The following is a 26,486-nucleotide window of genomic DNA, read 5'->3' as shown; positions in this document are numbered from 1 at the left end:
ATGTGAGTTATCCGCCCGGAGCCATTAGATTTGTAGCCATGGCGGAATTTATCTACACAATGACCAAGGCCCGTAAGGCCGTTGGCGAAAAACTTATCCTCGACGACGTGAGCATGTCCTTCTTCCCGGGGGCCAAGATTGGTGTTGTTGGCCCGAATGGTGCCGGTAAGTCCACCATTCTCAAGATCATGGCCGGTCTGGACACTCCCTCCAACGGCGAGGCGCGCCTGAGCGCCGGCTACACCGTCGGCATCCTGCTCCAGGAGCCGCCGCTGAACGAGGAGAAGACCGTCCTGGGCAACGTCCAGGAAGGCGTTGGCGAGATCTACGGCAAGATCCAGCGCTTCAACGAGATCTCCGAGGAAATGGCCAACCCGGACGCCGATTACGACGCGCTCCTTGAGGAAATGGGCCAGCTTCAGGAGGCCATTGACGCCGCCGACGCCTGGGACCTCGATTCCCAGCTCGAGCAGGCCATGGACGCCCTGCGCTGCCCGCCGGCCGATGCCGACGTCACGCTGCTCTCCGGCGGTGAGCGCCGMCGAGTCGCCCTCTGCAAGCTCCTGCTCCAGAAGCCGGACCTSCTGCTSCTYGACGAGCCCACCAACCACCTCGACGCCGAGAGTGTCCTGTGGCTCGAGCAGCACCTCTCCTCCTACCCGGGCGCCGTCCTGGCAGTCACCCACGACCGGTACTTCCTTGACCACGTGGCCGAATGGATCGCCGAGGTAGACCGCGGCCACCTGTACCCGTATGAAGGCAACTACTCCACGTACCTGGAGAAGAAGCGCGCCCGTTTGGAAGTCCAGGGCAAGAAGGACGCCAAGCAGGCCAAGCGTCTCTCCGAAGAACTTGAGTGGGTGCGCTCGAACGCCAAGGGCCGCCAGACCAAGTCCAAGGCCCGTCTGGCCCGCTACGAGGAAATGGCCGCGGAAGCGGACCGGACCCGCAAGCTCGACTTCGAAGAAATCCAGATCCCGCCGGGACCGCGTCTTGGCGGTGTGGTGCTGGAGGCCAAGAACCTCCAGAAGGGCTTCGAGGACCGGACCCTGATCGACGGTCTGTCCTTCACGCTGCCGCGCAACGGCATCGTTGGCGTCATCGGCCCGAACGGTGTGGGTAAGACCACGCTCTTCAAGACCATCGTCGGGCTCGAACCCCTCGACGGCGGCGAACTGAAGATCGGCGACTCCGTCAAGATCTCCTACGCGGACCAGAGCCGCGGCGGCATCGACCCGAACAAGACCCTCTGGGAGGTCGTCTCCGACGGCCTGGACTTCATCCAGGTGGGCCAGGTCGAGATGCCTTCGCGCGCCTACGTGGCCGCGTTCGGCTTCAAGGGACCGGACCAGCAGAAGAAGGCCGGGGTGCTCTCCGGTGGTGAGCGCAACCGCCTGAACCTGGCGCTGACCCTCAAGCAGGGCGGAAACCTGCTGCTCCTCGACGAACCGACTAACGACCTCGACGTCGAGACCCTCAGCAGCCTCGAGAACGCCCTGCTCGAATTCCCGGGCTGCGCCGTCGTCGTTTCGCACGACCGCTGGTTCCTGGACCGGGTGGCCACCCACATCCTCGCTTACGAAGGTGACGAGGAGAACCCCTCCAAGTGGTACTGGTTCGAGGGCAACTTCGAATCCTACGAGGAGAACAAGGTCGAACGCCTCGGCCCGGACGCGGCCAAGCCGCACCGGGTGACGCACCGCCGCCTGACCCGCGACTAGGACCCCACGCAAAAGGCCGGCCCCCACTGGGAGCCGGCCTTTTGCGTGCCTGAACCGCCGCGGCCCGACGCCGTCGGCGGCCTTCAGTATCTGCTGGTGTCAGCCGCGGTCGGCCTTGCGCATCTGGTGTTCGAGGACCTTCGCCTGGACGGCGCCCTTGACCTTGGCCTTGATGTCCGTCGGGACCCGGATCATGCCCTCCTGGGCCACCGTGGCGACGTGCCTGCCGTCGCGGCTGAAGATCTTGCCCGTTGCCAGCCCGCGGGCACCCTGGGCGCTGGGGGACTCCTGGACGTAGAGCAGCCACTCGTCCACCCGGACGGGCCGGTGCCACCACATGGCGTGGTCCAGGCTCGCGACGGACATTCCCGGGGTAATCCAGCTCATCCCGTGCCGGCGGAGGACGGACTCCAGCAGCGTGTAGTCGCTCGCATAGGCCAAAGCGGCGCGGTGCATCTCCGGATCGTCCGGCATAGGACCGAAAGTGCGCATCCAGACGGCGTTCCGGGCTTCCTTCGGACCAGTGGCCGAGACATACAGGGCGGGGTCAACGTGGCGGATGTCGAAGGGCCGCTCGTAGGCCCAGTGGCGGGCCACCGGGTGGTCGAACTTGCCCAGCAGGTCCGCAGTGCTCGGCAGCGACTCCGGATCCGGAATCCCCGCGGGCATCTGGGACTGGTGCTCAATGCCCTCGTCCTCGTCCTGGAACGAGGCAATCATCGACAGGATGGGCATGCCCTCCTGGTAGGCGTGCACCCGGCGGGCGGAGAAGGAGCGGCCGTCGCGCAGCCGCTGGACACCAAAGGTGATGGGCTTGTTGGCATCGCCCGGACGCAGGAAGTAGCCGTGCATGGAGTGGACGCCGCGGCCGTCGGGAACGGTGCGGCTGCCGGCAATTAGGGACTGGGCCAGCACCTGGCCTCCGAAAACCCGCTGCCGGGGCTGCTTCTGGGAGGGACCCATGAAGATGTCCTCGTCCGTCCGCGCGCCCTCCAGCTCGCCGAGGTTCAGCAGTTGGATGAGCGAGGAGGTGGGGTCCTCAGTGGGAAGTGCCTGCAATCCGGCTTCGGCTTCAGTCATGGTTTGACTTTAGACGGCACCGCGGCACGGCTCAAAAGAGGCACAACCGGTAGAGTCGGGAATGTGTCTGACGTCCTCACCCAGTCCCTGCTTTTCACCGATCCCCGCGACCTCGCCGACCTCCGCACCTTCGCGACCCGCGCCCGCAGCGTGGACGACGGCGCCATCCGGCTGAACGCCGCCGGCCCGGTCCTCGCCGCGTACGTGTGTGTGCTCCGTCCCCGGCTGCTGGGGGAGGCGACCCCGACCATCCTTGGGCTCCGGACCATGGCGCTGGCGGTGCCGGCGGAGCTCGACGCGACCGTTCCGCTTTCCGCCGTGCTGGACCGGCTGGCGCGCGCCGGCGCCGACGACGTCGAACTCCCCGTCCCGCCAATGACGGTTGCGGAGTCCTGGGCCGGCGTCGGCGCTCCCCGCGCAGGCTGGGAGCAGCTCGGAAGCCTGCCGGACGAAACCCTGCGGCAGGCCGCGCAGGCCGGTATCTCCGAGATCGCCGCGATCATTCCGGACAAACCCGGTGCCCTGATTGTCAACAATGCCCGCGCCACCGTCTGGGGGCGGCCGTTGCCCGAGGGCGGCGGCCTTCCCGCCGGGGCGGCGTTCGCCGCACTGACCCTCGGGTTCCTTGCCGACGGCGAGCAAAGCCTCTACCGCTCCGGGCGCTGGTTCCGGCTCAGCAGCCCCCGCGGACACGTTCTGGTCCGGGCAGGTTCCGGGCTCTAGCCGCCACTCCCCGCGTCAGGGACTGGTGAGGCGTGCCAGGGTGACCGGTGCCGTCTGGCCCGCCCAGCTGGCGGTCAGCGAGGGTCCGGCCGCAGCGCTGTCCTGCTGATCGAGCCGCCGCACAAGGAGCATCTGCAACCCGCCTGCGCGGATAAGTGTCCCGTCTGCGGTGTTGCTGGCCTCGACCGGCCCGTCGCTTGGCAGACCCTCGGTCGGCGGCACGGGGCGTTTCGGCCCGGTGGTCTGCACGGAGACGGATTCGGGCAACGGCTCGAATTTGCCGCCGACGTCGAGGAACTGGCCGGCCTGCGGTGTGCCGGCCAGGAGGGCCGAGGCCAGGGCTGCCGCATAGATGGGGTCTCCGCAGGCGTCGTACACCCACCGGGGACCAAGGACCGAATGCTCCATGGTCCCGACCAGGAACGGCTCAGTGCCGGCGAGGGGCGCACCGCGGTAGGTCAGGGGCACTTGGTAAACGGAACCGCCGGCCTCGACCAGAAGCGTCTCAATTCCCACTTCGCCGGCCGGGTCGTCGAACCGGAACGCGCCCAGTTTGCCCGGGTCCGCGGTCTCGGCACCCCGGAACCAGGGCTGCCCGGGCAACCAGGTTTCGAGGAGTTCCATCTTGGTCGGATGCAGTTCAGCTTGATGAATGATTGCCATACGGCTCAGCCTAGCCGGGCCGTCCCCGGATGGTGCGGGGATCAGAACTTAAGGATGTTCAGTTCCTCCGCGGGCCGGAAGCCCAGCCGGGCGTAGAAGCGCCGGGAGTCGGACGACGGCGAAAGGACCATCCGTACCGCGTTGATCCCGCGGGCGAATCCGATCGCCGCCTGCACCAGCCCGGCCCCGATCCCTGCGTTCCGGTGGGCCGGCAGCACGTAGACGTTGCCGAGGTAGACCCAGCAGGATGGTTCCTTGCCGGGTTTGGGCATCCGTTCGAAAACCAGGAGGTTGAGCATGCCGACCAACTCGCCATCGAGCTCGGCCACAAAGAACTTTCGCGGGTTGGCGTCCGCCCAATCACGGTAGACGGCAGCGAACTCGGGATCGTCCGGTCGCCCCGGGTCCTGTTCGGCAGCCCACACGCTCCTCAGCGCGGCCAGGCGGGCCAGGTCATCCGGACGGTCTTCCCTGATCAGCAGCATCAGCCCAGCCTAGCCAGCGCCGGGCCTCTCGCCCGGAAACCGCTTGCCGTGCGCATACCCGGCTGGGTATTATTAGGGCAGAAAGACCCCGGAGGCATTCCCCCAAGTGCCTCCGGGGTCTTTCCACATTTTCCTCAGGCTCCGGACGGGCTGTTGACCATGGACAGCGCCGCGCGTTCCATGTAGTCCCACAGCGTTCCTTCATAGAGCGGCGGCAGGTCAAGGGCGTCGACGGCGGACCGCATGTGCCGCAGCCAGGCCTCCTTGGCCTCCGGCGTGACCCGGAACGGCTGGTGCCGCATCCGGAGCCGCGGGTGGCCGCGCTCCTCGCCATACGTCGTGGGGCCGCCCCAATACTGCTCAAGGAACATAAGGAAGCGCCGCTTCGCCGGCCCGAGGTCCTCTTCCGGGTACATCGGCCGGAGCAGCGGATCCGTCGCGACACCGTCGTAGAACACATCGATCAGCTTCACAAACGTGTCGTGGCCGCCCACGGCGTCGTAGAAGTTGTCGGTGTAGCCGGGCTGGCTGAAGGGGTCGTTCTGCATGAGCATCCTGGGCTGGCGCGGTTCGCCGCCGGTGGGGATCGTCATATTATTCTCCGGCCTGTTGCTGGGGTGCGGATCCGGCGTCGTCGGCCGGTGTGGTGTCGGGCGAGACGTAGCTTCCCTGCGAGCGGTTGCCCACCCGCAGGATTTCACCGTTGCGCAGGTACCAGACGGTGCCGTCCTCGGCCCGGACGCGGGTGATGCGCAGCCCCATCGACTCCACGGTGCCCACCACCTCGGAGGTCTCGATGACGTCGCCGATGCCGTACTGGTCCTCGATGGTGATGAAGATGCCGGCCAGGAAGTCGCGGATCAGCTGCTGGGCACCGAAGCCGATCGCGACGCCGAGGATGCCGACGCTGGTCAGCAACGGGGCGATGTTCACGTTGAGGTTCTGCAGGACGTACATCACCGTGATCACCACCACCAGCACGCTGCCCACGCTGTTCAGCAGGGACCCGATGGTCTTGGCCCGCTGCTCGCGCCGCTGGTGGTCGAGGGCACGCAGCGCCGGGGCCACCCAGCGGAAATGGGGCTTCTTGAAGAAGGTGGTGCCGGCGGCGACGCGCTTGGTGATCCCTGCGATGACGAACGACGCCGCCAACCACACGGCAATGCCCACGCCGATGCTGATCAGGACGCCGGGCAGGTTGACGGCGGAGATGTCCGGCGGCGCGATGGGCTGGGCAGTCGTCGCGGCAGTTGACGCGGCAGTGGTCAGGCGGTACATCGGCGGGGTCTGCTCCTTCGGTGCGCCGGCGTTCGCCGGGCGCATAACACTCTGTGCAGTTTCAACATTAGCGCCGTAGCGTGGGCGCATGCGCATCCTGGTCCTCGGCGGCACAGCCTTCCTCTCAGCCGAACTCGTCCGGCAGGCCGTCGCGGCCGGGCACCACGTCGCCTGCCTGGCCAGGGGGACCCGCGCGGCCCCGCCGGAGGGCGCGGCCTGGTTCCGGGCGGACCGTTCGCTGGGCCCGTCCGCGTACGCCGAAGCGGCCGGCGCGGGAGAGTGGGATGCCGTCGTCGACGTCGCCAGGGACCCGGTGATTGCGCGTGAGGCCCTTGACGCACTCGCCGGCAAAGCCCGGCACTGGACCTTCGTCTCAAGCTGCTCCGTTTACGCGGACCACTCGGTCCCGGGCGCGGCCGAGGACGCCGATGTCCTGGCGCCGCTGCCGGCAGGCACCGAGCCGACCCTGGAGAACTACGGTGAGGCCAAATCGGCCATCGAACAGTCGACGGCGGAGCTCGCCGGGGGTCGGGCACACCTGTGCCGGCCCGGGCTGATCGGCGGTCCGGGCGACGGCTCGGACCGGTATGGCTACTGGCCGGCGCGTTTTGCCCGGGACGCCGGACCGGTGCTGGCCCCCGATATTCCGGCCGACGCCACCCAAGTGATCGACGTCCGGGACCTGGCCGCCTGGCTGCTCCTGGCGGCCGAAACCGGCGTCACGGGAGCCCTGAATGCCGTGGGCGACCCGGTGCCCTTTACCGGCTACCTTGAAGGATCGCGGCAACTGTCCGGAGGAACCACCGAGGTGGTGGCCGCCCCGCCGGAGTGGCTCACGGGGCGCGGGGTGAACTACTGGGCCGGCCCGGAGTCCCTCCCGCTCTGGCTCCCGCCCGGCCACGACGGTTTCGCGACCCGCAGCAATGCAGCGGCCAAGGCTGCCGGGCTGCGCCTGCAGCCCTGGGCGGAGACGCTGCGGGACACACTGGACGATGAACGCCGTCGCGGACTCGACCGGGAGCGCAAGGCCGGGATCGCCCCGGACACTGAGCGCCGGCTGCTGCGTGAGCTCCAGACCGCGAGTCAGTCCATCTGAGCCGCCGCGGCGGGGTCCACGCTCGCGGACGCCTCATGCCGGACGGGGAAGTTGACGCTGCGGGCGATGAAGCACACGGCGTTAGCCGCATGGTGCAGTTCCGCGAAGAGTTCGTCGCTGACCGGTGCTGCCGTGGTGACCCGGGGTTTGAGCGTCACGGATTCGAACTGACCGCTGCCGTCCCGGTTGGTCCGCATCAGGCCCTCGGCCTGGTCCTCGTACCCCGTCACGGTCACCCCGTGCTTTACGGCAACGTGGAGGAAGGACAGCATGTGGCACTGTGACAGGGCGGCCAGCAGGAGCTGTTCCGGGTTGTACCGCTCCCGGTCGCCGTGGAACGTGGGGTCCGCGGAGCCCTTCAGGACCGGCAGTCCGGGGATCTCGACGTCGTGGTCGCGGGAGTAGGCACGGTACGAGGACGTTCCGGTGCCCAGGTTCCCGGTCCAGCGGACCGTCAGGGCGTAGCGGTGCTCATCAAGGCTCATGGCGCCAGTCTAGTGGCGCCATGGTGCCCAGCCGGCCCGTCGTACGTAGGGCTGTGAGCCGTCTGAACGGCAGTACGTACGGGCCGGCTGGCCAGTGGCTGGAGCTAGACGTCCGCGGCGCGTGCGCGCAGGGCGCGGGCCACGCCGTCGCGGTTTTCCAGCATCATCCGGCGGAGCGCGGCGCTGTCCTCCGGCAGGGCCGCGAGGAACTGGTCCGTGCGGTCCACCGTTTCCTGCGTGGTCAGCTGCGCCGGGTAGAGCCCGACGACGATCTGCTGGGCCAGGGCGTGGGTGCGGTCCTTGACGATGCCCGGCACGGCCTCGAAGTACTTGCCGGCGTAGGGCTCCAGCAGGGAGGTGTCCAGCACCCGGGTGAAGCCGGCGACCGCCGAGCCCTGCAGGGCGTTGGACAGCTCGCCGGTGACCACAATCGAGTTCCAGGCCGCGGCCTTGGCCTCGGCGGTGGGGATGGCGGCCTTCGCCAGGGCGGCGGCGTTCTGGCCGGTGGCGGTGTTGTCGTGGGCCAGCTCGGCGTCGATCTGCTCCTGTCCGGCGCGGCCGCCCGCCACCAGGGAGGTGAGCAGTTCCCACCGCAGGTCCTGGTCCACGGCCAGGCCCGGCAGGTCCTGTGAGCCGTCGAGCAGGCCGGCGACGGTGTCCAGCTGGGATGCGCTGCGGGCCAGCAGTGCGTAGGACTTGATGAACTGCAGCTGGGCGTCGGAGCCACCCGGGACGCGGGACGCGAGCTCCCAGAGCCGGTCGGCGGCGGCGGTGGCCGTGGCCTCCTTGTGCTCGCCGGCCACGTAGAAGTTCAGGGTGGTGGCGAGCTGCCGGAGCTGGACCAGGATCACGGAGGAGTCGGACTCCTCAGCAATGTTGGCCAGGATCAGGTCCACGTAGCCGCGGGCCGGGGTCTCGCCGTCGCGCGCCGCGTCCCAGGCCGAACCCCACACGAGGGTGCGGGGGAGGCTCTGGCTGAAATCCTTCAGGTGGGCCGTGGCGGTGGCGAGCGACTTCGGGTCCAGCCGGACCTTGGCGTAGGCGAGGTCGTCGTCGTTGAGCAGGATCAGGTCCGGCTGCGTGAGGCCCGCCAGGGCGGGAACGTCGGTGCGTTCGCCGTCGACGTCGAGCTCTTCGCGGTGCACCCGCTCCAGTTTTCCGGCGCCGTCGAGGTTGTAGAAGCCGACGGCGAGACGGTGCGGACGTATGGTCGGCTGGGCGTCGGTGGCGGACTGCAGGATGGCGAAGGAGGAAATGGTGCCGTCCTCAGCGACCGAGAGTTCCGGCTTCAGCGTGTTGACGCCCGCCGTCTCCAGCCAGAGCCGTCCCCACTGGTCCAGGTCGCGGCCGCTGGCCTTCTCGAGCTCGACCATCAGGTCGCTGAGTTCGGTGTTCTGCCAGGAATGCTTGCGGAAGTACTCCCGGACGCCGGCCATGAATTCCTCCGGACCAACCCAGGCCACCAGCTGCCGCAGCACGGAGGCGCCCTTGGCGTAGGTGATGCCGTCGAAGTTCACCTCGACGTCCTGGAGGTCGTTGATCTCGGCGAAGATCGGGTGCGTTGTGGGCAGCTGGTCCTGGCGGTAGGCCCAGGACTTCTCCACCGAGGCGAACGTGGTCCAGGCGTGGTCGAACTTCGTGTTCTCGACGGCGGCGAGGTGGGACATGTACTCCGCGAAGGACTCGTTGAGCCACAGGTCATTCCACCAGCGCATGGTCACGAGGTCGCCGAACCACATGTGTGCCAGTTCGTGTAGCACGGTGATGGCGCGGCGCTCCACCTGGGCATCGGTGACCTTGCTGCGGAAGACGTAGCCTTCGAGGATGGTGACGGCGCCGGCGTTCTCCATGGCCCCGGCGTTGAATTCGGGCACAAAGAGCTGATCGTACTTCTCGAACGGGTACGGGCAGCCGAACTGCGCCTCGAAGAACTCGAAGCCCTGGCGGGTGAGGTCGAAAATGTTGTCCGCGTCCAGGTACTGCATCAGGGACTTGCGGGCGAAGACGCCCAGCGGCGTGACCTTGCCGTCTGCGGACTTCACCTCGCTGCGGACCGACTGGTACGGGCCGGCGATCAGGGCGGTGACGTAGGAGGAGAGCCGCGGGGTGGGCGCAAACTCCCAGACTGAGCGGGCCCCGCCGTCCTCGCCGGGGAGGGTTTCCACCGGCTCGGGCGTGGGGGAGTTGGAGACAACGTCCCAATGCGAGGGGGCGGTGACGGTGAACGTGAAGCTGGCCTTCAGATCGGGCTGTTCGAAGACGGCGAACATACGGCGGGAATCGGGAACCTCGAACTGGGTGTAGAGGTAGACCTCGTTATCCACCGGGTCCACGAACCGGTGCAGTCCTTCGCCGGTGTTCATGTACGGCGCATCGGCGACCACCAGGAGTTCGTTGCTGGCCTCCAGGTCGGGGAGTTGGATGCGGATGCCGTCGGAGACCTCAGCGGGATCCAGCTCACGGCCGTTCAGGGTGACGCTGTGGACCGTGTGGGTAACGGCGTCGATGAAGGTCGAGGACCCCGGCTTCGCCGTGAATGTGACGGCGGTGGTGGATCCGAAGACCTTCTCGCCGCGGGTCAGGTCCAGGCTGACCTCGTAGGACTCGACGGCGATCAGTTCGGCGCGCTCGCGGGCTTCGGCGCGCGTGAGGTTCATACCGGGCAAAGGGTGCCTCCAGGAGTGGTGGGAACGGTGGAAACGATACTGTGAAATTATTCTTTCACGATGAGGTCGGTTGGCAAGTTGCGCCCGTCACAGCGAGTCCTCACCGGGCGGCCCCAGCAGGGGTAGCGTTGGCTGTATGGGAAAGATCCAGGATTCCGTCGACGCCCGGGCCCTGCGGTTCGCCGTCGGCTTCCCGCTGATGCTGGCAGCGGCCTTTGTGGTGTGCGCTTTCCTGATCCGCCCGGACCTTCCCGAGCCCCTCGCGGTCCGGTGGACCGACGCCGGAGCGGCGGACTTCGCGCCCTTTGGCGCCGTGGTGGGTACCGGCGCCGGCATGATCGTGCTGGTGGGCTGGGCGGTTCTGCTGCAGGCGGCGCCGCTGTCCCGCCCGGCGCTGATGCGCAGGTTCATGATGGGAGCGGGGCTGGCCGTGAGCCTCTTCGTCACCACCGTCCTTGCCGCCGTCCTGGTGGGCCAGCTGGGACTGGCGAACGCCCGGGAATCCCGCGTCGACGTCATTGTCCTGGCCATGGGCAGCGGGGCGGCCCTCGGACTCGGGGTGGTCATGGGCTTTGTGTTCAAGGCGGACGAGCGCTGGTCCACGGATGACGAACGGGCGGTGCGGGCGGCGCTGCAGCACGAACTCGACCCCGAGCTGGCCGGCGACTCGGTGAGCCTGTGGGTCCACGCGCGCAGTTCGGTGTTTGTGATGCTCGGAATCGCCACGCTGTTTCCCGCGGCCCTGCTCACCGTCGCCGTGCCGTGGCTGGCCGCCCTCCTGGTGGCCGTCGCCCTGCTCGCCGCCGTGTTCCTGTTTGCCCGTATCAGGGTTGACCGCAGCGGCCTGCGGGTGTTCGCGGCCGGCTTCGTGCGGGTCATGGATGTTCCCGCCGCCGCCATCGATTCGGCGACGCCGAAGGAGGTCAGGGCCGCCGACTATGGCGGTTGGGGCTACCGCAGCCACGGCACGACGTCGGCGATGCTGGTCAGCAGCGGCCCCGCCGTCGTCGTCGACCGGGCCGATGGCCGGCGCCTGGCGGTGAGCGGCGGAAGCGCCACGACCGCCGAAAATATGGCGCGGACGCTGACCCGGGTGGCGGCCCGGGCACGCCGCAACGGCGGGGCGCCGGCCTCCCGGCCCTAGTAGGCTTGGAGTAGCCCTGATCAGCAGCGCCACGAGACCGCCGGCGCCCCACAGAACGGATCTGCCGTGACCACTGCACCGGACTTCCCGCGCGTTCACATCGCCACCGACCACGCCGGCATGGAGCTCAGCGCCCATCTGGTGGGCCACCTCAGCGCCCTGGGCTACGCCGTGGTGGACCACGGCCCGAAGGTCTATGACGCGCTGGATGACTACCCGTCGTTCTGCATCAACGCTGCCCGCGCGGTGGTCGCCGACCAGGAAGCAGGCACCAACGCCCTCGGCATCGTCCTGGGCGGCTCCGGCAACGGCGAACAGATCGCGGCGAACAAGGTCAAAGGCGTCCGGGCCGCCCTGGCCTGGAACCTGTCCACCGCGAAGCTGGCCCGCGAGCACAACGACGCCAACGTAGTGGCCGTCGGCGGCCGTCAGCACAGCGTCGAGGAAGCCACCAGCATCATCGAGGCGTTCCTGGCCGAACCGTTCAGCCATGACGAGCGGCACGTCCGCCGGATCGGCAAGATCGCCATCTACGAAACCACCGGCGAGGTTGTCGACTAGTGCCCGAGGGGCACTCGGTCCACCGCCTCGCACGCCAGTTTGGCGACGTCTTCGCGGGGGAGCGGCTCGCCGTGTCGAGCCCGCAGGGACGCTTCAGCCAGGGCGCCGCCCAGTTGGACGGGCACGTCCTGACCAGTTCCGTTGCGCACGGGAAGCATCTCTTCCTCGGCTTTGACCACGGGATGGTCCTGCACGTCCATCTGGGCCTGTACGGGGCCTGGAACTTCGGCGGGGACGACGGGTTCCGCGGTGCGTCCAGCATCGGGGCGCCGCGAAAGGTGGGGGAGCGGGAAACTTACAGCGACGGCGGCGCCGAGCCCGCCTACGCCGGACCTCCTGCCCCGGTGGGCGCCGTCCGGGTGCGGCTGGTGGGAGCCCATGGCTGGGCGGACCTGCGCGGAGCGACCACGTGTGAAACCCTGACCGAGGCCGAGGTGGACGCCGTGCTGGCCCGGCTGGGTCCGGATCCGCTGCGGAACCTTCCGGGGGACCGGGAGGCATTCGTTGCGCGCCTGGCCAGGAGCCGCACTCCGCTGGCCACTCTGCTGATGGACCAGAAATTCATCGCCGGCGTAGGAAACGTTTACCGCGCCGAACTGCTGTTCCGGCAACGGTTGGACCCCTGGCGGCCCGGCAACGCGCTGCCGGCCGAAGCGGCCGCGCAACTGTGGGACGACACCGTTGCCGTGATGTCCGACGGCGTCCGCGACGGCCGGATCATCACCACGCCGCCGCGCTACTGGACGTCGACCACTAGCGGGGGAACTCAGACCAGCGCCGGGGGAACCGTCGTCGTCGGCGCAGACGGGAACGGAGCCGGCACCCGCGCCCTGCCGGACCCCGAGGACGCGCACTTCGTCTACCGCCGGCACGGCCAGGAGTGCCGGGACTGCGGTACAGCCGTGGCGCTGACCGAACACGGCGCCCGGAAGCTCTACTGGTGCCCGGCCTGCCAGTCGGCCTGAACGCACCGGGAAGCATGAAAAAAGCCCCTCCGGCGGGAGGGGCTTTTTCGTCATATATCGGAGGGGACGACGGGAATCGAACCCGCGTAATCAGTTTGGAAGACTGAGGCTTTACCATTAAGCTACGTCCCCGGGAATTTGCTGGAACTTCGGCAAAACTTCCGGGCGGCTGTTGAAGCCGGATACAACTAAACCCAATTCAGGCCCCCAGTGTCAAATGTGCAAATCAGCACAGTATGACCGTAGACTGTTCTGTGCACTTACGGGGTGTAGCTCAGCTTGGCTAGAGCGCCTGCTTTGGGAGCAGGAAGTCGCAGGTTCAAATCCTGTCACCCCGACTCTGCAGCAACTGCCGCACCGTGGCGTTGCAGAACCCCATCCCCCCACACCAGGAGTACTTAGACTGTGAAGAGCGCTGTCGAGAACCTCACCCCCACGCGGGTCAAGCTCAATGTTGAGGTCCCCTTTGAGGAATTGAAGCCCAGCATCGCAGAGGCATACAAGACTGTAGCTTCGCAGATCCAGGTTCCCGGGTTCCGCAAGGGCAAAGTCCCCTCCAAGCTCATTGACCAGCGCGTTGGCCGCGGCTACGTCCTCGAGACGGCCATCAACGAAGGCCTCAACAGCTGGTACCAGGCCGCTGTCCAGGAAACCGGCATCCGCCCGCTGAGCCGTCCCGAGGTTGAGATCACCGAGGTTCCCGACCCGTCCGCAACCGACGGCGAACTGAAGTTCCACGCCGAGGTGGACATCCGCCCGGAGATCGAACTCCCGGATTACTCCGGCATCAAGGTTGAGGTCGCTGCCGCCGAGTCGTCCGACTCCGACGTCGACAAGGCCCTCGATGAGCTGCGCGGCCGCTTCGGCACGCTCAAGTCCGTTGACCGTCCCGCCGCCGACGGCGACTTCCTGACGATCGACATCAACGCCTCAATCGACGGCGCCGAGGTTGACTCCGCTTCCGGCCTGTCCTACCAGGTTGGCGCCGGCACCATGCTCGAAGGCCTCGACGAGGCCGTCACCGGCCTCAGCGCCGACGAGGACGCCATCTTCGACACCACCCTCGTGGGCGGCGACCACGCCGGCGAATCGGCACAGGTCAAGGTTGCCGTCAAGGCCGTCAAGGAGCGCGAGCTCCCCGAGGCCAACGACGACTTCGCCCAGCTGGCTTCCGAATTCGACACGCTGGCCGAACTCCGCGAGGACCTCGCCAAGCAGGCCGCCGACTCCAAGACGGTCGAGCAGGGCGTCGAAGCCCGCGACAAGGTCCTGGACAAGCTCGTCGAGCTCGTCGAGATCCCGGTTCCGGACTCCGTCGTCGAAGAGCAGCTCGAGCAGCACTTCAGCGCCGAGAACTCCCACGGTGAAGGCGATCACGACACCGAAGAGCACCGCGCCGAGGTCAAGGCCAACACCGAGCGTGCCTTCCAGAACGAGATCATCCTCGACGCCATCGCTGACAAGGAAGACGTCAACGTCACCCAGAACGAGCTGATCGACTACATCGTCACCACGGCCAGCCAGTACGGCATGGACCCGAACCAGTTCGCGCAGATCATCGATCAGAGCGGCCAGGTTCCGATGATGGTTTCCGAGGTTCGGCGCCGCAAGGCACTCGCCGTGGTCCTGGGCCAGGCCGAGGTCACGGACACTGAGGGCAACAAGATCGACCTCAGCGACTTCGTCCGCCCCGGCGGCGAAGAGGCCTCCTTCGAAGCCGAGAGCGCCGACGACTCCGCCGACGACGCCGCGGCAGCGGAAGCACCGAAGAACGACGACCCCGCGGCCGTGAAGTTCTAGCACCAATAGTTCCCGCAGTATCTGCCCGCACCCCCGGATCACCGATCCGGGGGTGCGGCTTTTTAAGCCTGCAATGAACCCCTCCGGGCAATCGTGCGCCGTCAGCGAACAGCCCTGCGCCGGAGCACAAAGCGGGTCCGAAAACCGTTAGTGTCCATGTAGGAAAGTTCAGTGATGCCGTCCAGTGGTGTCACCGTCGCCAGCGAGAGGTAAGTACACATGTCACAGCAAGCAGGGGCACCCCGGATGGCTACCGTCGATCCGGCCGCCCAGGATAACTACATTTACAACCGCCTGCTGAAAGAGCGCATCATCTGGCTCGGCTCCGAGGTCCGCGACGAGAACGCCAACGCGATCTGCTCGCAGCTGCTGTTGCTCTCGGCAGAGAACCCCGAGAAGGACATCTACCTCTACATCAACTCGCCGGGCGGCTCCGTCACCGCCGGTATGGCCATCTACGACACGATGCAGTTCATCCCGAACGACGTCGTCACCGTCGCCACCGGCCTGGCCGCCTCGATGGGCCAGTTCCTGCTCTCCTCCGGCACGAAGGGCAAGCGCTACGCCACCCCGAATGCCCGCATCCTCATGCACCAGCCCTCCGGCGGGATCGGCGGCACCGCCTCCGACATCAAGATCCAGGCCGAGCTGATCCTGCACATGAAGAAGGTCATGGCCGAGCTGACCGCCGAGCAGACCGGCCAGACCGTGGAGACCATCCTCAAGGACAACGACCGCGACAAGTGGTTCACGGCGCCCGAAGCCCTGGAATACGGCTTCTTCGACAAGATCGCGGCGCACGCCGGATCCGTGGCCGGCGGCGGCGGAACCAACGCCGACGCCGAAACCGAAAACTAACCGGCACGCAGCCAGAACCGACTTCAGGAGTAACGAACATGAACTACAACTTCGGATCGACTGCCGGCAACCTGCCGACCAGCCGCTACGTGCTGCCGCAGTTTGAAGAGCGGACCCCCTACGGCTTCAAGCGCCAGGATCCTTACACCAAGCTGTTCGAGGACCGCATCATCTTCCTGGGTGTCCAGGTCGACGACGCCTCCGCGGATGACATCATGGCGCAGCTGCTGGTTCTCGAGTCCACGGACCCGGACCGCGACATCACGCTGTACATCAACTCCCCGGGCGGTTCCTTCACGGCCATGACTGCCATCTACGACACCATGCAGTACATCCGCCCGGAGATCCAGACGGTCTGCCTGGGCCAGGCAGCCAGTGCCGCCGCCGTGCTGCTGGCCGCCGGTACCCCGGGCAAGCGCCTGGCGCTGCCGAACGCCCGTGTCCTGATCCACCAGCCCGCCCTCTCCGGCGGACAGGGCGGACAGGCCTCCGACCTGGAGATCCAGGCCGCCGAGGTCATGCGGATGCGCTCCTGGCTGGAGGACACCCTGGCCAAGCACTCCGGCCGCACCTCGGAGCAGGTCAACAATGACATCGAGCGTGACAAGATCCTCACGGCCGCCGAGGCCATGAGCTACGGGCTGATCGACCAGGTGCTTGACTCCCGCAAGATCAAGCCGCAGGCGCTCACGAAGTAACACCGCGGCAGTCCAGTAAACGACTGCCACACGGCGCCGGTGCAGCTCAGGAGAAATGGGCCGCACCGGCGTCTTCTTTCCACCCATCAGGCCGAAAGTGACCTAGAGTGGAAGAAGTCACGGCCGCGTCCCGCGTGGGGCGGCCGCGACTCCACTAACGGAGTGCAGCGCTGCACTGGAGCACAACCCAGCCGGCAGCAAGATACTAAGGGGTTCACATATGGCTCGGATTGGCGAGAGCACCGATCTGCTGAAGTGTTCTTTCTGCGGAAAGAGCCAAAAGCAGGTCCGCAAGCTCATTGCCGGGCCCGGCGTCTACATCTGCGACGAATGCATTGAACTCTGCAACGAGATCATTGAAGAAGAACTCGCCGAAGTAGCTGACCTGGGCAGTTTCGAACTGCCCAAGCCCCGCGAAATCTTCGACTTCCTGCAGGAATACGTGATCGGCCAGGAGCCCGCCAAGCGCTCACTCGCCGTCGCGGTCTACAACCATTACAAGCGCATCCAGGCCGGCCACGCGCCGAAGAGCGGTGCGCTGGCCGAGGGCGGCCACCATGATGACGTCGAGATCGCCAAGTCCAATATCCTGCTGATCGGCCCCACGGGTTGCGGCAAAACGTACCTGGCGCAGACCCTCGCCCGCCGCCTTAACGTCCCCTTCGCCGTTGCCGACGCCACCGCTCTCACGGAGGCCGGCTACGTGGGCGAAGACGTCGAGAACATCCTGCTCAAGCTCATCCAGGCCGCTGACTACGACGTCAAGAAGGCCGAGCAGGGCATCATCTACATCGACGAGATCGACAAGATTTCCCGCAAGAGCGAGAACCCCTCCATCACCCGCGATGTCTCCGGCGAAGGTGTGCAGCAGGCGCTCCTGAAGATCCTCGAAGGCACGGTTGCCTCGGTCCCGCCGCAGGGCGGACGCAAGCACCCGCACCAGGAATTCATCCAGATCGACACCACCAACGTTCTCTTCATCGTGGCCGGCGCCTTTGCCGGCCTCGAGGAGATCATCGGATCCCGCTCGGGCCGCAAGGGCATCGGGTTCGGCGCCCCGCTGAACGAGGTCAAGAACACCACGGACTCCTATGGCGAGGTCATGCCGGAGGACCTTTTGAAGTTCGGCCTCATCCCCGAATTTATTGGCCGCCTCCCCGTCATCACCACGGTCTCGAACCTGGACCGGCCGGCGCTGATCCAGATCCTGTCCACACCCAAGAACGCTTTGGTCAAGCAGTACCAGAAGATGTTCCAGCTCGACGGCGTCGAGCTGGTGTTCGAGGACGAGGCCCTGGACATGATCGCGGACCAGGCCCTCGAACGCGGCACCGGTGCCCGCGGGCTCCGGGCCATCATGGAGGAAGTCCTGTTGCCGGTGATGTTCGACCTGCCGAGCCGCGACGACGTCGCCAGCGTGGTCATCACCGAGGACGTGGTGGCCAAGAAGGCCGAGCCCACCATGATCGCCCACGACGTGAAGCGGCGTAAATCCGCCTGACGCCTCGGTAGCCCGCAAGAGCGGCCCGGAATAAATCCGCCCGCCAATCCGCTGTGCATAGCTGATGCGCCATGCCGTCCGGACCAGCAGCCGGATGCGGTGCAAACCGCCAACACATCCCAAGGAGAGTTTCCGTGCCTGAAACGATTGCGAACAAAGCAGACTTCTGGTTTGACCCCCTGTGCCCCTTCGCCTGGGTCACCTCGCGCTGGATCGGTGAAGTGGAAGAAGTCCGCGACATCAAGACCGAGTGGCACGTGATGAGCCTGGCCGTCCTGAACGAGGGCCGCGACGAGCTGCCCGCCGAGTACAAGGAAATGATGGCCAAGGCGTGGGCGCCGGTGCGGGTCATCATCGCCGCCGCCGAGAAGCACGGCGCCGAGTACATCAAGCCGCTCTACGACGCCATGGGCACCAAGATCCACAACGAAGGCAACAAGGACTTCGCCGAGGTCATCGCCAAGTCCCTCGCCGAGACCGGCCTGCCGGCTGAACTGGCCGCCGCCGGCCAGAGCGACGAATTCGACGCCCAGCTCCGGTCCAGTCACGAGGCCGGCATCTCGCTGGTGGGCCAGGACGTCGGAACCCCTGTGGTGGCGGTCAACGGCACGGCCTTCTTCGGCCCCGTCCTGACCCGCATTCCGCGCGGTGAAGAGGCCGGCAAGCTGTGGGACGCCACCGTGACCCTGGCATCCTTCCCGTCCTTCTTCGAGCTCAAGCGCAGCCGCACCGAGAGCCCCCTTTTCGACTAGGCCGCAGCCCCGCCGGGCATCCCGTACGGCCGCTCCAGGGCCCCGGAAGAACTACTGCCATGTAGTTCCTCCGGGGCTCTTGTGCATCCGGAAGGGCGGGAGAACAATAGAACTTACCCACCTCGAAAGAAGCGGGACGCAGGAACCAAAGATTCAGTGACACTCATCCGACGCAGCCTTCGGCAAAGTCAGATGATGGCTACCAGTGACGAGGTAGGAAGACCTGAAATTCCACGGATCCCGCCAGATTACCTAAGACGTCACGTGGTAATCGAAAAGTCGAAGCCCCACCAACCGCAAAAAGCTGATGGGGCTTCCCCTTTGCCCGAAATCGCTGGAGGGTGGAGCGGTGAGCACTGAGCCGATTGCCAACTACGCGCTGCTGTCAGACTGCCGGTCCGCCGCGCTGGTCAGCGCCGCAGGTTCCGTTGAGTGGCTCTGCTTCCCGCGGTTCGACAGTCCCTCCGTCTTCGGAAGGCTCCTCGGCGGGGAGGCCGGTTTCTGGTCCATCCGCCCCACCGCCGAGTATTCGACCACCCGGCGTTACGTTGGCCCCTCCATGGTGCTCGAATCAACCCACACCACATCCGGGGGACAGCTCACCGTCAGCGACGCCCTGGCCCTCGGCGAGGGCCGGCGCGGCCACGAGCTCGGCGATGGCTCGCCCGGGACGCTGCTGCGCTGGTTGACGTGCATCACAGGCAGCGTCGAGGTGGAAGTGGTCTTCGCGCCGCGGCCGGGTTACGGCCTGATCGTCCCGCGGCTGCACCCCGTCGACGGCGGGCTCCTGATCCGGTCCGCGGACGGCGACCTCGCCCTGTCCTCAACCGCACCCTTACGGCCCGACGGCGGCACAGCCCGGGCCGTCCTCCGCCTCACCGCCGGCGACACCGCCGGCTTCGCGCTGCACTGGCAGGAGGCCGCGGACAGTGAGCCTGCACTGTGGAGCCGGCAGCAAATGGCGGAACGCCTCGCCGACACGGTCGAAGGCTGGACCAGCTGGTCCTCGATCCACCAGAACTACCGCGGCCCATGGCAGGACCTGGTCGCGGGCAGCGGCCGGGTGCTGCAGGCCCTGAGCTACTACCCGTCCGGCGCCATCGTGGCAGCCCCCACCACATCCCTGCCGGAGGTGGCCGGCGGCACCAGGAACTGGGACTACCGCTACACCTGGGTCCGCGACGCGAGCATGACCCTGCAGGCCCTCTGGGTCGCGGCGTGCCCGGACGAGGCAGGGAAGTTCTTCCAATTCCTGGCGACGGCCGCGGCCCGCCAACTGGCCCGCGGCGAGGAACTGCAGATCATGTACGGCATCGGCGGTGAAAGGGAACTGCCGGAACGGGTGCTGCCGCACCTTCCCGGCTGGCGGTCCAGCGCCCCCGTGCGGGTGGGGAACGGCGCCTGGAACCAGCGCCAGCTGGACGTCTACGGTGAACTGCTGGACGCCGCGGCCACCATGCCGGAGTTCCTCGACGGGCTGGCCCCGGAGACCCTGCGCTTCCTCGCCGATGCCGCGGACGGGGCCGTGGCCCGCTGGCGGGACCAGGACCAGGGGATCTGGGAGGTCCGCGGCCGGCCCCGGCATTACCTGTACTCCAAGCTGATGTGCTGGGTGGCGGTGGACCGGGCCATCACGCTCGCCCCGGTCCTGCAGGCCACGGACCGGGTCCCGCGCTGGGCCGCCGCGCGGGAGGAGATTGCCGAGTCCATCCGCTCCCGCGGCTGGAGCGACGCCGCGGGGGCGTACACCCAGGCCTACGGGACCGAACAACTCGACGCGTCGGCGCTGATGCTGGCGATCGTCGGATTCCTCCCGGCAGACGACCCCCGCTTCCTCGCCACGATGGACGCCATCGAGCAACGGCTCACCGATCCCCGCGGCCTGGTCTACCGGTACCACAGCGACGACGGCCTCCCGGGCGAGGAGGGCACCTTCCTGCTCTGCACCTTCTGGCTCGCCCATGCCCTGGCCCTGGCCGGCCGCACGGAGCGAGCCAGGGCGGTCTTCGAGCGTGCCGCGGGATTCGCCACCGGCCTGGGCCTTATGGCCGAGGAAGTGGCGCAGGACAGTGGGGAACTGCTCGGGAACTTCCCGCAGGCGTTCAGCCATATCGGCCTGGTCAACGCCGCCTGGGCCATCAGCGAGGCGGAACGGCTGAACAGCGGCTCTGCTGCTTGACCCGATTCGCGGCACCAGTGGCCGCCAGCCGGAACGGAGGAGGAACAACCCGGGCCGCGCCGCTGTTACTGCCAATGACCCTGTACCCGCGACCATCGGAGCGCCATGCCCATCACCGCCCACCTAGACCTGTCCCTCACAGCGGAGGCCCTGCCCACAGCGCCGGCCGTGCTCCGCGAAATCCTTGCCGATACCCGCGCCTTCGACGGCTGCCTGGGCGTCGACATCCTGGTCGACAGCACCAACCCGGCGCATGTCCTGGTGGTGGAGCAGTGGGAATCGATGGAGCACGATGCCGCCTACCGTGCCTGGCGTGCCGGCGAGGGGGCCAGCGGTCTGGGAGCGCTGCTCGCGGCCCCGCCGGTGCTGACGCATTTCGAGACCTCGTTCGGGCTCTAAGCCGGACGACCCCACGAAAGAGGGTCCCCTGGCCGGCCGCAGCCGGCCCGGGGACCCTCTTTTTTGTGAAAGGAAGCCGGCCTAAGCCTGTGCGGGCTCCTCGGCGGCCGCCAGGACCACGTCGCTGACCGTCAGTTCGCCGTCGCCGGCCATCAGGGCCAGTTCCCGGGCGTTAGCGGCGGCCTTGAGGTCACCCAGGCCCGCCGTCAGCTGCGCCGTCAGGCTCTCGGACGCCGTGATGGTCGCGGAGAGCACCTCGGTGCGCTGCTTGACCTTGGCCTCGGACTTGGCTTTCCGGATGCCGCCGAGCGCGGCGCCGACGGTCGCGAGCAGGGTAGTGTCGCCGTCGATCTCCACGGCCGCCGGCCACTGCGCACGGTGCACCGAGCCGGTCCGCCACCAGCCCCAGACTTCCTCGGTCGCAAACGGCAGGAACGGGGCGAAGAGCCGCAGCAGGGTGTCGAGGCTGGTGGCCAGGGCAGCCAGCACGGATGCCTGCTGGGCGTCGCCGGCGGCACCGTAGGCGCGGTCCTTGATCAGCTCCACGTAGTCGTCCGTGAAGTGCCAGAAGAAGGTCTCGGTGATCTGCAGCGCCCGGGCGTAGTCGTAGTTCTCGAACGCCTTCGTGGCCTGGGTGACCACGTCGGAGAGCTGCGCGAGCACTGCTCGGTCCAGGGGGTTGCTCAGCACCGAGAGGTCGGAGGTGACAACGGAATCCTCGGTGGCCCCCAGATTCAGGACGAACTTGGAGGCATTGAGCAGCTTGATCGCCAGGCGGCGGCCGATCTTCATCTGCGCGATCTCGTAGGCGGTGTCCGCGCCGAGCTTGGCCGAGGCCGCCCAGTACCGGACGGCGTCCGAGCCGTATTCGTTCAGCACATCGGTGGGGACAATCACGTTGCCCTTGGACTTGGACATCTTCTTGCGGTCCGGGTCGAGGATCCAGCCGGAGATCGCGGCGTGCTTCCACGGCGCGACGTCCTGGAGGGCATCGGCGCGGACGGCGGTGGAGAACAGCCAGGTCCGGATGATGTCGTGGGCCTGCGGGCGCACGTCGAACGGGAAGACCGTGGCGAAGAGGTCCTCGTCGGTGCTCCAGCCGCCTACGATCTGCGGGGTCAGCGAGGACGTCGCCCAGGTGTCCAGGACGTCGGCGTCGCCGGTGAAGCCGCCGGGAACGTCGCGCTGGGCCTCTTCGTAGCCGGGGGCCGCGTCCGCGGCGGGATCCACGGGGAGCTGCGCGTCGGCAGGCAGGATGGGCGCGTCGTAATCCGGGTTGCCGTCGGCGTCGAGCGGGTACCAGACCGGCACTGGGACGCCGAAGAACCGCTGGCGGGAGACCAGCCAGTCGCCGTTCAGCCCGGTGATCCAGTTCTCGTAGCGGGACCGCATAAAGGACGGGTGGAAGTCGATCTGGTTGCCGCGGCTGATGAGGCGTTCGCGGCGTTCCTCGTCGCGGCCGCCGTTGCGGATGTACCACTGGCGGGACGTGACGACCTCGAGCGGCTTGTCGCCCTTTTCGAAGAAGTTGACCGGGTGCATGATCTTCTTCGGCTCGCCGTCGAGCAGTTCCGCCGCGGCGAGGAGTTCCACAACGCCCTCCTTGGCGCTGAAGACGGTCTTGCCGGCGATCGCCTCGAAAGCGGCCTTGCCTTCCGCGGACGTGATCCACTCCGGGGTTTCGCCGATGATGCGGCCGTCGCGGCCCACGATCGCGCGGGTGGGCAGCTGCAGTTCGCGCCACCAGGTCACGTCGGTCAGGTCACCGAAGGTGCAGACCATGGCGATGCCGGAGCCCTTGTCCGCCTTGGCGAGCGGGTGGGCCTTGACCTCCACCTTGACCCCGAAGAGCGGAGAGGTGACCGTCTTGCCGAACAGCGGCTGGTAACGCTCGTCGTCGGGGTTCGCCACCAGGGCGGCGCAGGCGGCGAGCAGCTCCGGGCGGGTGGTCTCGATGTAGATCTTCTCGCCGTCTTCGGTGAAGAACGGGTAGCGGTAGTAGGCGCCGGCGACCTCGCGGTCCTCCAGCTCGGCCTGCGCCACGGCGGTGCGGAACGTGACATCCCACAGGGTGGGGGCCTCAGCCATGTACGCGTCGCCGGCCGTGAGGTTGGCCAGGAACGCCCGCTGCGAGATAGCGCGGGACTTGTCGTCGATGGTGCGGTACGTCAGGTCCCAGTCGACGGACAGGCCCAGGGTCTGGAAGAGGTTCTCGAAGACCTTTTCGTCCTCGACGGCGAGTTCCTCGCAGAGTTCAATGAAGTTCCGCCGCGAAATGACATCGAAGTCGCGCTGGTTCTTGGCCGGCTCGGCCGGCGGCCGGTACCCGGCGTCGTACGGGATGGCCGGATCGCAGCGCACGCCGTAGTAGTTCTGCACGCGCCGTTCGGTGGGAAGGCCGTTGTCGTCCCAGCCCATGGGGTAGAAGACGTTCTTTCCGGTCATCCGCTGGTAGCGGGCCAGGACGTCCGTCTGCGTGTAGGAGAACATGTGTCCCACGTGCAGGGAACCGGAGGCCGTGGGCGGGGGAGTGTCGATCGAGTAGACCTGCTCCCGGGTGGTCTCCCGGTTGAACTTGTAGGTCCCTTCGTCAAGCCAGCGCCGGGTGAGGGCGGCTTCCAGCCCCTCGAGGGCGGGCTTGTCCGGAACGTTGATGGGCGCGGTGGTGGGCGTGTCTGTACCCTGAGTGTCTTCAGCCATGGGCCAATTCTTCCATCTTTTTCTGCGGCCTTCTCCGGCAGCGCCGCCGTGCGTCCTGCAGTAGCATGCAGGCGCATGGAAGAAAGTGCCGGCCGCTTCGTCATCAAGCGCATCTATGAGGAGCCCGCCGCCGACGACGGATACCGGGTCCTGGTGGACCGGCTCTGGCCGCGCGGCATCAGCAAGGAACGCGCTCAGCTCGGGCTGTGGCTCAAGGAAGTGGCGCCGTCGCCGCCCTTGCGCACCGAATTCGCGCACATGCAGGAACGCTTCGCGGAGTTTAGGGCGGCCTACGAGGCGGAGCTCGAAACCAACCCCGCGGTCGGGACGCTGCACGAGCTCGCGGCGGAGCATGGAGCTGTGACGCTGCTCTTCGGCGCGCGGGATCCGGAGACCAACCACGCCCGGGTGCTGCTGGAGTTCCTGCAACGGAAGTAGCAGTAGGAAATGGGGCGGATGTTCCCGTTAGGGTGGTGCCATGACTGAGGGAATCAACAACGCAGGAACTGCCGGCAGCGCACAGGCGAAGGCGGCGGTTGTTACCGGCGCCAGCACCGGGATCGGCGAGGCCACCGTACGCGCGCTCCGGCAGGAAGGCTGGACCGTCTTCGCCGTCGCCCGCCGGGCCGACCGGCTTGAAGCGCTCGCGGCCGCGACCGGCGCCGTCGCCGTCCCCGCCGATGTGACCGACGACGCCGACGTGGCCCGGCTGGTGGAGCAGGTCACCGCAGCCGGCGGGATCGACACCCTGGTCAACGTCGCCGGCGGCGCGCGTGGCGCGGACAAGGTGGCCGAGGCACGCACCGAGGACTGGGCCTGGATGTACGAGGTCAACGTGCTGGGCACCATGAAGCTCACCCGCGCCTTCCTCCCGATGCTGCGCGCCTGCGGCGAAGGCACCGTTCTGAACCTGACCTCAACCGCTGGCCTGTCCGCCTACGAGGGCGGCGGCGGCTACAACGCCGCCAAGTTCGCCCAGCACGCCCTCACCGGTGCCCTGCGCCTGGAAGAGGCCGAACACAACCTCCGCGTTATCGAGGTGGCGCCCGGCATGGTCCAGACCGAGGAGTTCTCGCTGAACCGGCTGGGTGACCAGGGCGCCGCGGAAAAGGTCTACGCCGGTGTCGCGAAGCCGCTCACGGCCGACGACGTCGCCGACGTCGTCCGCTACGCGGTCACCGCCCCGCACCATGTGAACCTGGACCAGATTGTGATCCGTCCGGTAGCCCAGGCCTCCAACTACAAGGTGATCCGCAAGGGCTAGGCGGGGGCCGGCCGCCGGGGTAGGTGGCCGGTCGGCCGACCCCTGACGTTTACCCGCGCGTCGCACGGCGGATGCGCGGGGGTGGGCAGGCGTTGGCCGGCGCGGGACACCGTGGGGGGTGCAACTGCACACCACCAGAGTGGAGAACTTTTCCCATGCGAACCCCCACGAAGCCCACTGCTTCGATTCTCAGCGCCGCCGCACTAGGCGCCGCCCTGCTCCTCACCTCCTCCATCCCGGCCCAGGCAGCCGACACGCACACCGGCAGCGGCCAGGGCGACGGTCCCGCCAACCACTTCGACCTTCAGGCCCACCGTGGGGGCATCGGCCTGACTGTGGAGTCCACCCTGGCCTCCTTCGCGAAGGGCATGGAGACCGGCGTTTCGACGCTGGAACTTGACTTGCAGATCACCAAGGACGGCCGCGAAGTCATCACGCATGACCGCAAAATCAGCGCCAAGAAATGCCTGGACACTGCTCCTGTCACCCCAAACGACCCCCAGTTCCCGTACGTGGGCAAGTACGTCAAGGACCTGACGTTCGCCCAGGTCCGGAGCCTGGACTGCGGCTCGCTGACCCAGCCGGAGTTCCCCGGCCAGCAGGCATCCCCGGGTGCCAAGATGCCCACCCTCGCCGAGGTCTTCGCCCTAGCCGACGCGCACCGTGCCAGCCAGGTGAAGTTCAACATCGAAACCAAGGTGGAGGCCGGCGCCCCGCAGGAGACAGCGCCGCGGGAACAGTTCGTCGACGTCGCCCTCCGTGAAATCAACAAGGCGCACATGCAGCACCGCGTCTCGATCGAGAGCTTCGACTGGGGCTCCCTGCGCCTGGTGCAGCAGCGCCAGCCGCAAATCCCCACGGTGGCCCTGACCAACAAGGATTTCCTGCAGGCCGGCCAGCCCGGTAAGTCGCCGTGGCTCGGCGGCATCGACGCCGACGACTTCGGCGGGGACCTGGTCGCGGCGGCCGCGTCGCTCGGCTTCGACGCCATCTCCCCGGTCCATGGGACCCCGCAGAACGGCAAAGTCACGGACCCGGACTACGTCCCGTACGTCACCGCCGACATGGTCCGCCGGGCCCACGCCGCGGGCATGAAGGTCATCCCGTGGACGGTTGACGACAAGCCCACCATGCGGGCGCAGATCAAGGCCGGCGTCGACGGACTCATCACCGACTACCCGGACCGGCTCCGCGAGGTCATGGCCGAATCGGGCATAAAACTGCCCAAGCCGGCGCCCGCCGTCAAGTAGCCGGGGGCCGTTTGGGCTGGCGGCGAAGCCGGCCCAAACGGCCTGGCTCGCCGGCAACGTCGTGCACGGGAATCTGGCCGAGGATGGTGCGGCCGCCGACTAGGCCTGTAGTCTCTGTTCACGGCGATGGATCCCGCCGGAACACCGCACTCATGGTGCGGGGTGTTCGAACCGCCACTTGGCTGATGGTTCCTACCTTTGCTACTTCGAAGGTAGGT

24 protein-coding genes, 2 tRNA genes and 1 riboswitch are annotated in these 26,486 nt (G+C 67.4%); of the genes, 17 read left to right on the top strand and 9 right to left on the bottom strand.

Annotated elements, in window-relative coordinates:
- Positions 1–38 precede the first annotated feature (38 nt).
- Complete coding sequence (ettA, locus tag AC1DBE_RS02880) at positions 39–1,721, top strand: energy-dependent translational throttle protein EttA (protein WP_476878751.1); 1,683 nt, start codon at positions 39–41, stop codon at positions 1,719–1,721.
- Between the two features lie 99 nt (positions 1,722–1,820).
- On the opposite strand, the gene AC1DBE_RS02875 is transcribed toward ettA, so the two are convergent.
- Positions 1,821–2,801, bottom strand: a complete 981-nt coding sequence (locus tag AC1DBE_RS02875; RefSeq protein WP_476878750.1) for an acyl-CoA thioesterase — start codon at positions 2,799–2,801, stop codon at positions 1,821–1,823.
- Positions 2,802–2,864: 63 nt separating this feature from the next.
- Between AC1DBE_RS02875 and AC1DBE_RS02870 the strand changes: the two genes are divergently transcribed.
- Positions 2,865–3,524 (top strand): DUF8185 domain-containing protein, encoded by a 660-nt coding sequence (locus AC1DBE_RS02870; protein ID WP_476903294.1) that lies wholly within the window; start codon positions 2,865–2,867, stop codon positions 3,522–3,524.
- A 15-nt stretch (positions 3,525–3,539) separates the two neighbouring features.
- On the opposite strand, the gene AC1DBE_RS02865 is transcribed toward AC1DBE_RS02870, so the two are convergent.
- The 4 genes from AC1DBE_RS02865 to AC1DBE_RS02850 all read right to left on the bottom strand — a co-directional run bounded on the left by AC1DBE_RS02865 (position 3,540) and on the right by AC1DBE_RS02850 (position 5,950).
- Positions 3,540–4,187: a CG0192-related protein gene (locus AC1DBE_RS02865; RefSeq protein WP_476969541.1), complete on the bottom strand. Its 648-nt coding sequence runs from the start codon at positions 4,185–4,187 to the stop codon at positions 3,540–3,542.
- Between the two features lie 41 nt (positions 4,188–4,228).
- Positions 4,229–4,672, bottom strand: coding sequence for a GNAT family N-acetyltransferase (locus tag AC1DBE_RS02860; protein ID WP_476969540.1), 444 nt, complete (start codon positions 4,670–4,672; stop codon positions 4,229–4,231).
- Between the two features lie 134 nt (positions 4,673–4,806).
- Complete coding sequence (locus AC1DBE_RS02855; RefSeq protein ID WP_476969539.1) at positions 4,807–5,265, bottom strand: globin; 459 nt, start codon at positions 5,263–5,265, stop codon at positions 4,807–4,809.
- A 1-nt stretch (position 5,266) separates the two neighbouring features.
- The gene (locus AC1DBE_RS02850) at positions 5,267–5,950 is read right to left on the bottom strand and encodes a mechanosensitive ion channel family protein (RefSeq protein ID WP_476969671.1); all 684 of its coding nucleotides are present in this window, start codon (positions 5,948–5,950) and stop codon (positions 5,267–5,269) included.
- A gap of 88 nt (positions 5,951–6,038) precedes the next feature.
- On the opposite strand from AC1DBE_RS02850, the gene AC1DBE_RS02845 reads away from it, so the two are divergent.
- Entirely contained in the window at positions 6,039–7,046 is a 1,008-nt protein-coding gene (locus AC1DBE_RS02845) for an NAD-dependent epimerase/dehydratase family protein (protein WP_476969538.1), read from the top strand.
- On the opposite strand, the gene AC1DBE_RS02840 is transcribed toward AC1DBE_RS02845, so the two are convergent.
- Positions 7,034–7,531, bottom strand: a complete 498-nt coding sequence (locus AC1DBE_RS02840) for an OsmC family protein (protein WP_476969537.1) — start codon at positions 7,529–7,531, stop codon at positions 7,034–7,036. The two genes, AC1DBE_RS02845 and AC1DBE_RS02840, sit on opposite strands and share 13 nt — an antisense overlap.
- Before the next feature lie 104 nt (positions 7,532–7,635).
- Positions 7,636–10,188, bottom strand: coding sequence for an aminopeptidase N (gene pepN, locus AC1DBE_RS02835; protein WP_476969536.1), 2,553 nt, complete (start codon positions 10,186–10,188; stop codon positions 7,636–7,638).
- A gap of 145 nt (positions 10,189–10,333) precedes the next feature.
- Between pepN and AC1DBE_RS02830 the strand changes: the two genes are divergently transcribed.
- The 3 genes from AC1DBE_RS02830 (at position 10,334) to AC1DBE_RS02820 (ending at position 12,867) form a co-directional block, all read left to right on the top strand.
- The gene (locus tag AC1DBE_RS02830; protein ID WP_476969535.1) at positions 10,334–11,341 is read left to right on the top strand and encodes a hypothetical protein; all 1,008 of its coding nucleotides are present in this window, start codon (positions 10,334–10,336) and stop codon (positions 11,339–11,341) included.
- 66 nt (positions 11,342–11,407) lie between these two features.
- Positions 11,408–11,902 (top strand): ribose-5-phosphate isomerase, encoded by a 495-nt coding sequence (locus AC1DBE_RS02825; RefSeq protein WP_476969534.1) that lies wholly within the window; start codon positions 11,408–11,410, stop codon positions 11,900–11,902.
- The gene (locus AC1DBE_RS02820; RefSeq protein WP_476969533.1) at positions 11,902–12,867 is read left to right on the top strand and encodes an Fpg/Nei family DNA glycosylase; all 966 of its coding nucleotides are present in this window, start codon (positions 11,902–11,904) and stop codon (positions 12,865–12,867) included. Before AC1DBE_RS02825 ends, AC1DBE_RS02820 begins: the two co-directional genes overlap by 1 nt.
- 61 nt (positions 12,868–12,928) lie before the next feature.
- Here the strand turns inward: AC1DBE_RS02820 and AC1DBE_RS02815 are convergent.
- Positions 12,929–12,999 (bottom strand) — tRNA-Gly (locus AC1DBE_RS02815).
- A gap of 131 nt (positions 13,000–13,130) precedes the next feature.
- Here AC1DBE_RS02815 and AC1DBE_RS02810 point away from each other — a divergent pair.
- The 8 genes from AC1DBE_RS02810 (at position 13,131) to AC1DBE_RS02775 (ending at position 21,054) form a co-directional block, all read left to right on the top strand.
- Positions 13,131–13,205, top strand: a tRNA-Pro gene (locus AC1DBE_RS02810).
- A gap of 67 nt (positions 13,206–13,272) precedes the next feature.
- On the top strand, positions 13,273–14,667 hold the full coding sequence (tig, locus tag AC1DBE_RS02805; RefSeq protein ID WP_476969532.1) for a trigger factor: 1,395 nt from the start codon (positions 13,273–13,275) through the stop codon (positions 14,665–14,667).
- Between the two features lie 246 nt (positions 14,668–14,913).
- Positions 14,914–15,525 (top strand): ATP-dependent Clp protease proteolytic subunit, encoded by a 612-nt coding sequence (locus tag AC1DBE_RS02800; protein WP_476903476.1) that lies wholly within the window; start codon positions 14,914–14,916, stop codon positions 15,523–15,525.
- Positions 15,526–15,563: 38 nt separating this feature from the next.
- The gene (locus AC1DBE_RS02795) at positions 15,564–16,223 is read left to right on the top strand and encodes an ATP-dependent Clp protease proteolytic subunit (RefSeq protein ID WP_476879923.1); all 660 of its coding nucleotides are present in this window, start codon (positions 15,564–15,566) and stop codon (positions 16,221–16,223) included.
- A 220-nt stretch (positions 16,224–16,443) separates the two neighbouring features.
- Entirely contained in the window at positions 16,444–17,724 is a 1,281-nt protein-coding gene (clpX, locus tag AC1DBE_RS02790) for an ATP-dependent Clp protease ATP-binding subunit ClpX (protein WP_476879694.1), read from the top strand.
- A 134-nt stretch (positions 17,725–17,858) separates the two neighbouring features.
- Positions 17,859–18,476, top strand: coding sequence for a mycothiol-dependent nitroreductase Rv2466c family protein (locus tag AC1DBE_RS02785; RefSeq protein ID WP_476969531.1), 618 nt, complete (start codon positions 17,859–17,861; stop codon positions 18,474–18,476).
- Positions 18,477–18,825: 349 nt separating this feature from the next.
- A complete protein-coding gene (locus AC1DBE_RS02780; RefSeq protein WP_476969530.1) occupies positions 18,826–20,655 on the top strand; it encodes a glycoside hydrolase family 15 protein in 1,830 nt (609 codons plus the stop codon).
- A gap of 105 nt (positions 20,656–20,760) precedes the next feature.
- Positions 20,761–21,054: a putative quinol monooxygenase gene (locus AC1DBE_RS02775; protein ID WP_476969529.1), complete on the top strand. Its 294-nt coding sequence runs from the start codon at positions 20,761–20,763 to the stop codon at positions 21,052–21,054.
- An 81-nt stretch (positions 21,055–21,135) separates the two neighbouring features.
- Here the strand turns inward: AC1DBE_RS02775 and valS are convergent, their stop codons facing one another.
- A complete protein-coding gene (valS, locus tag AC1DBE_RS02770) occupies positions 21,136–23,754 on the bottom strand; it encodes a valine--tRNA ligase (protein WP_476969528.1) in 2,619 nt (872 codons plus the stop codon).
- A 75-nt stretch (positions 23,755–23,829) separates the two neighbouring features.
- Between valS and AC1DBE_RS02765 the strand changes: the two genes are divergently transcribed.
- The 3 genes from AC1DBE_RS02765 to AC1DBE_RS02755 all read left to right on the top strand — a co-directional run bounded on the left by AC1DBE_RS02765 (position 23,830) and on the right by AC1DBE_RS02755 (position 26,268).
- Positions 23,830–24,192, top strand: a complete 363-nt coding sequence (locus tag AC1DBE_RS02765; protein ID WP_476969527.1) for a DUF488 domain-containing protein — start codon at positions 23,830–23,832, stop codon at positions 24,190–24,192.
- 40 nt (positions 24,193–24,232) lie between these two features.
- Complete coding sequence (locus tag AC1DBE_RS02760) at positions 24,233–25,018, top strand: SDR family oxidoreductase (protein ID WP_476969526.1); 786 nt, start codon at positions 24,233–24,235, stop codon at positions 25,016–25,018.
- Positions 25,019–25,173: 155 nt separating this feature from the next.
- Positions 25,174–26,268, top strand: coding sequence for a glycerophosphodiester phosphodiesterase (locus AC1DBE_RS02755; RefSeq protein WP_476969525.1), 1,095 nt, complete (start codon positions 25,174–25,176; stop codon positions 26,266–26,268).
- A 113-nt stretch (positions 26,269–26,381) separates the two neighbouring features.
- A riboswitch (Fluoride riboswitch) is annotated at positions 26,382–26,470 on the top strand.
- Positions 26,471–26,486: the final 16 nt, after the last annotated feature.

The organism is Arthrobacter sp. 10T416, assembly GCF_056394165.1.
Note: the sequence above shows the minus strand (reverse complement) of the source record. Positions and strands in the feature narration are given on the sequence as shown.

Coding starts and splice junctions, on each gene's coding strand:
- AC1DBE_RS02855 (WP_476969539.1), bottom strand. CDS start 5,265: ATGACGATCCCCACCGGCGGCGAACCGCGCCAGCCCAGGATGCTCATG.
- AC1DBE_RS02760 (WP_476969526.1), top strand. CDS start 24,233: ATGACTGAGGGAATCAACAACGCAGGAACTGCCGGCAGCGCACAGGCG.
- AC1DBE_RS02865 (WP_476969541.1), bottom strand. CDS start 4,187: ATGGCAATCATTCATCAAGCTGAACTGCATCCGACCAAGATGGAACTC.
- AC1DBE_RS02850 (WP_476969671.1), bottom strand. CDS start 5,950: ATGTACCGCCTGACCACTGCCGCGTCAACTGCCGCGACGACTGCCCAG.
- AC1DBE_RS02840 (WP_476969537.1), bottom strand. CDS start 7,531: ATGAGCCTTGATGAGCACCGCTACGCCCTGACGGTCCGCTGGACCGGG.
- AC1DBE_RS02775 (WP_476969529.1), top strand. CDS start 20,761: ATGCCCATCACCGCCCACCTAGACCTGTCCCTCACAGCGGAGGCCCTG.
- clpX (WP_476879694.1), top strand. CDS start 16,444: ATGGCTCGGATTGGCGAGAGCACCGATCTGCTGAAGTGTTCTTTCTGC.
- AC1DBE_RS02845 (WP_476969538.1), top strand. CDS start 6,039: ATGCGCATCCTGGTCCTCGGCGGCACAGCCTTCCTCTCAGCCGAACTC.
- AC1DBE_RS02800 (WP_476903476.1), top strand. CDS start 14,914: ATGGCTACCGTCGATCCGGCCGCCCAGGATAACTACATTTACAACCGC.
- valS (WP_476969528.1), bottom strand. CDS start 23,754: ATGGCTGAAGACACTCAGGGTACAGACACGCCCACCACCGCGCCCATC.
- AC1DBE_RS02755 (WP_476969525.1), top strand. CDS start 25,174: ATGCGAACCCCCACGAAGCCCACTGCTTCGATTCTCAGCGCCGCCGCA.
- AC1DBE_RS02830 (WP_476969535.1), top strand. CDS start 10,334: ATGGGAAAGATCCAGGATTCCGTCGACGCCCGGGCCCTGCGGTTCGCC.
- AC1DBE_RS02795 (WP_476879923.1), top strand. CDS start 15,564: ATGAACTACAACTTCGGATCGACTGCCGGCAACCTGCCGACCAGCCGC.
- AC1DBE_RS02860 (WP_476969540.1), bottom strand. CDS start 4,672: ATGCTGCTGATCAGGGAAGACCGTCCGGATGACCTGGCCCGCCTGGCC.
- AC1DBE_RS02875 (WP_476878750.1), bottom strand. CDS start 2,801: ATGACTGAAGCCGAAGCCGGATTGCAGGCACTTCCCACTGAGGACCCC.
- pepN (WP_476969536.1), bottom strand. CDS start 10,188: ATGAACCTCACGCGCGCCGAAGCCCGCGAGCGCGCCGAACTGATCGCC.
- AC1DBE_RS02765 (WP_476969527.1), top strand. CDS start 23,830: ATGGAAGAAAGTGCCGGCCGCTTCGTCATCAAGCGCATCTATGAGGAG.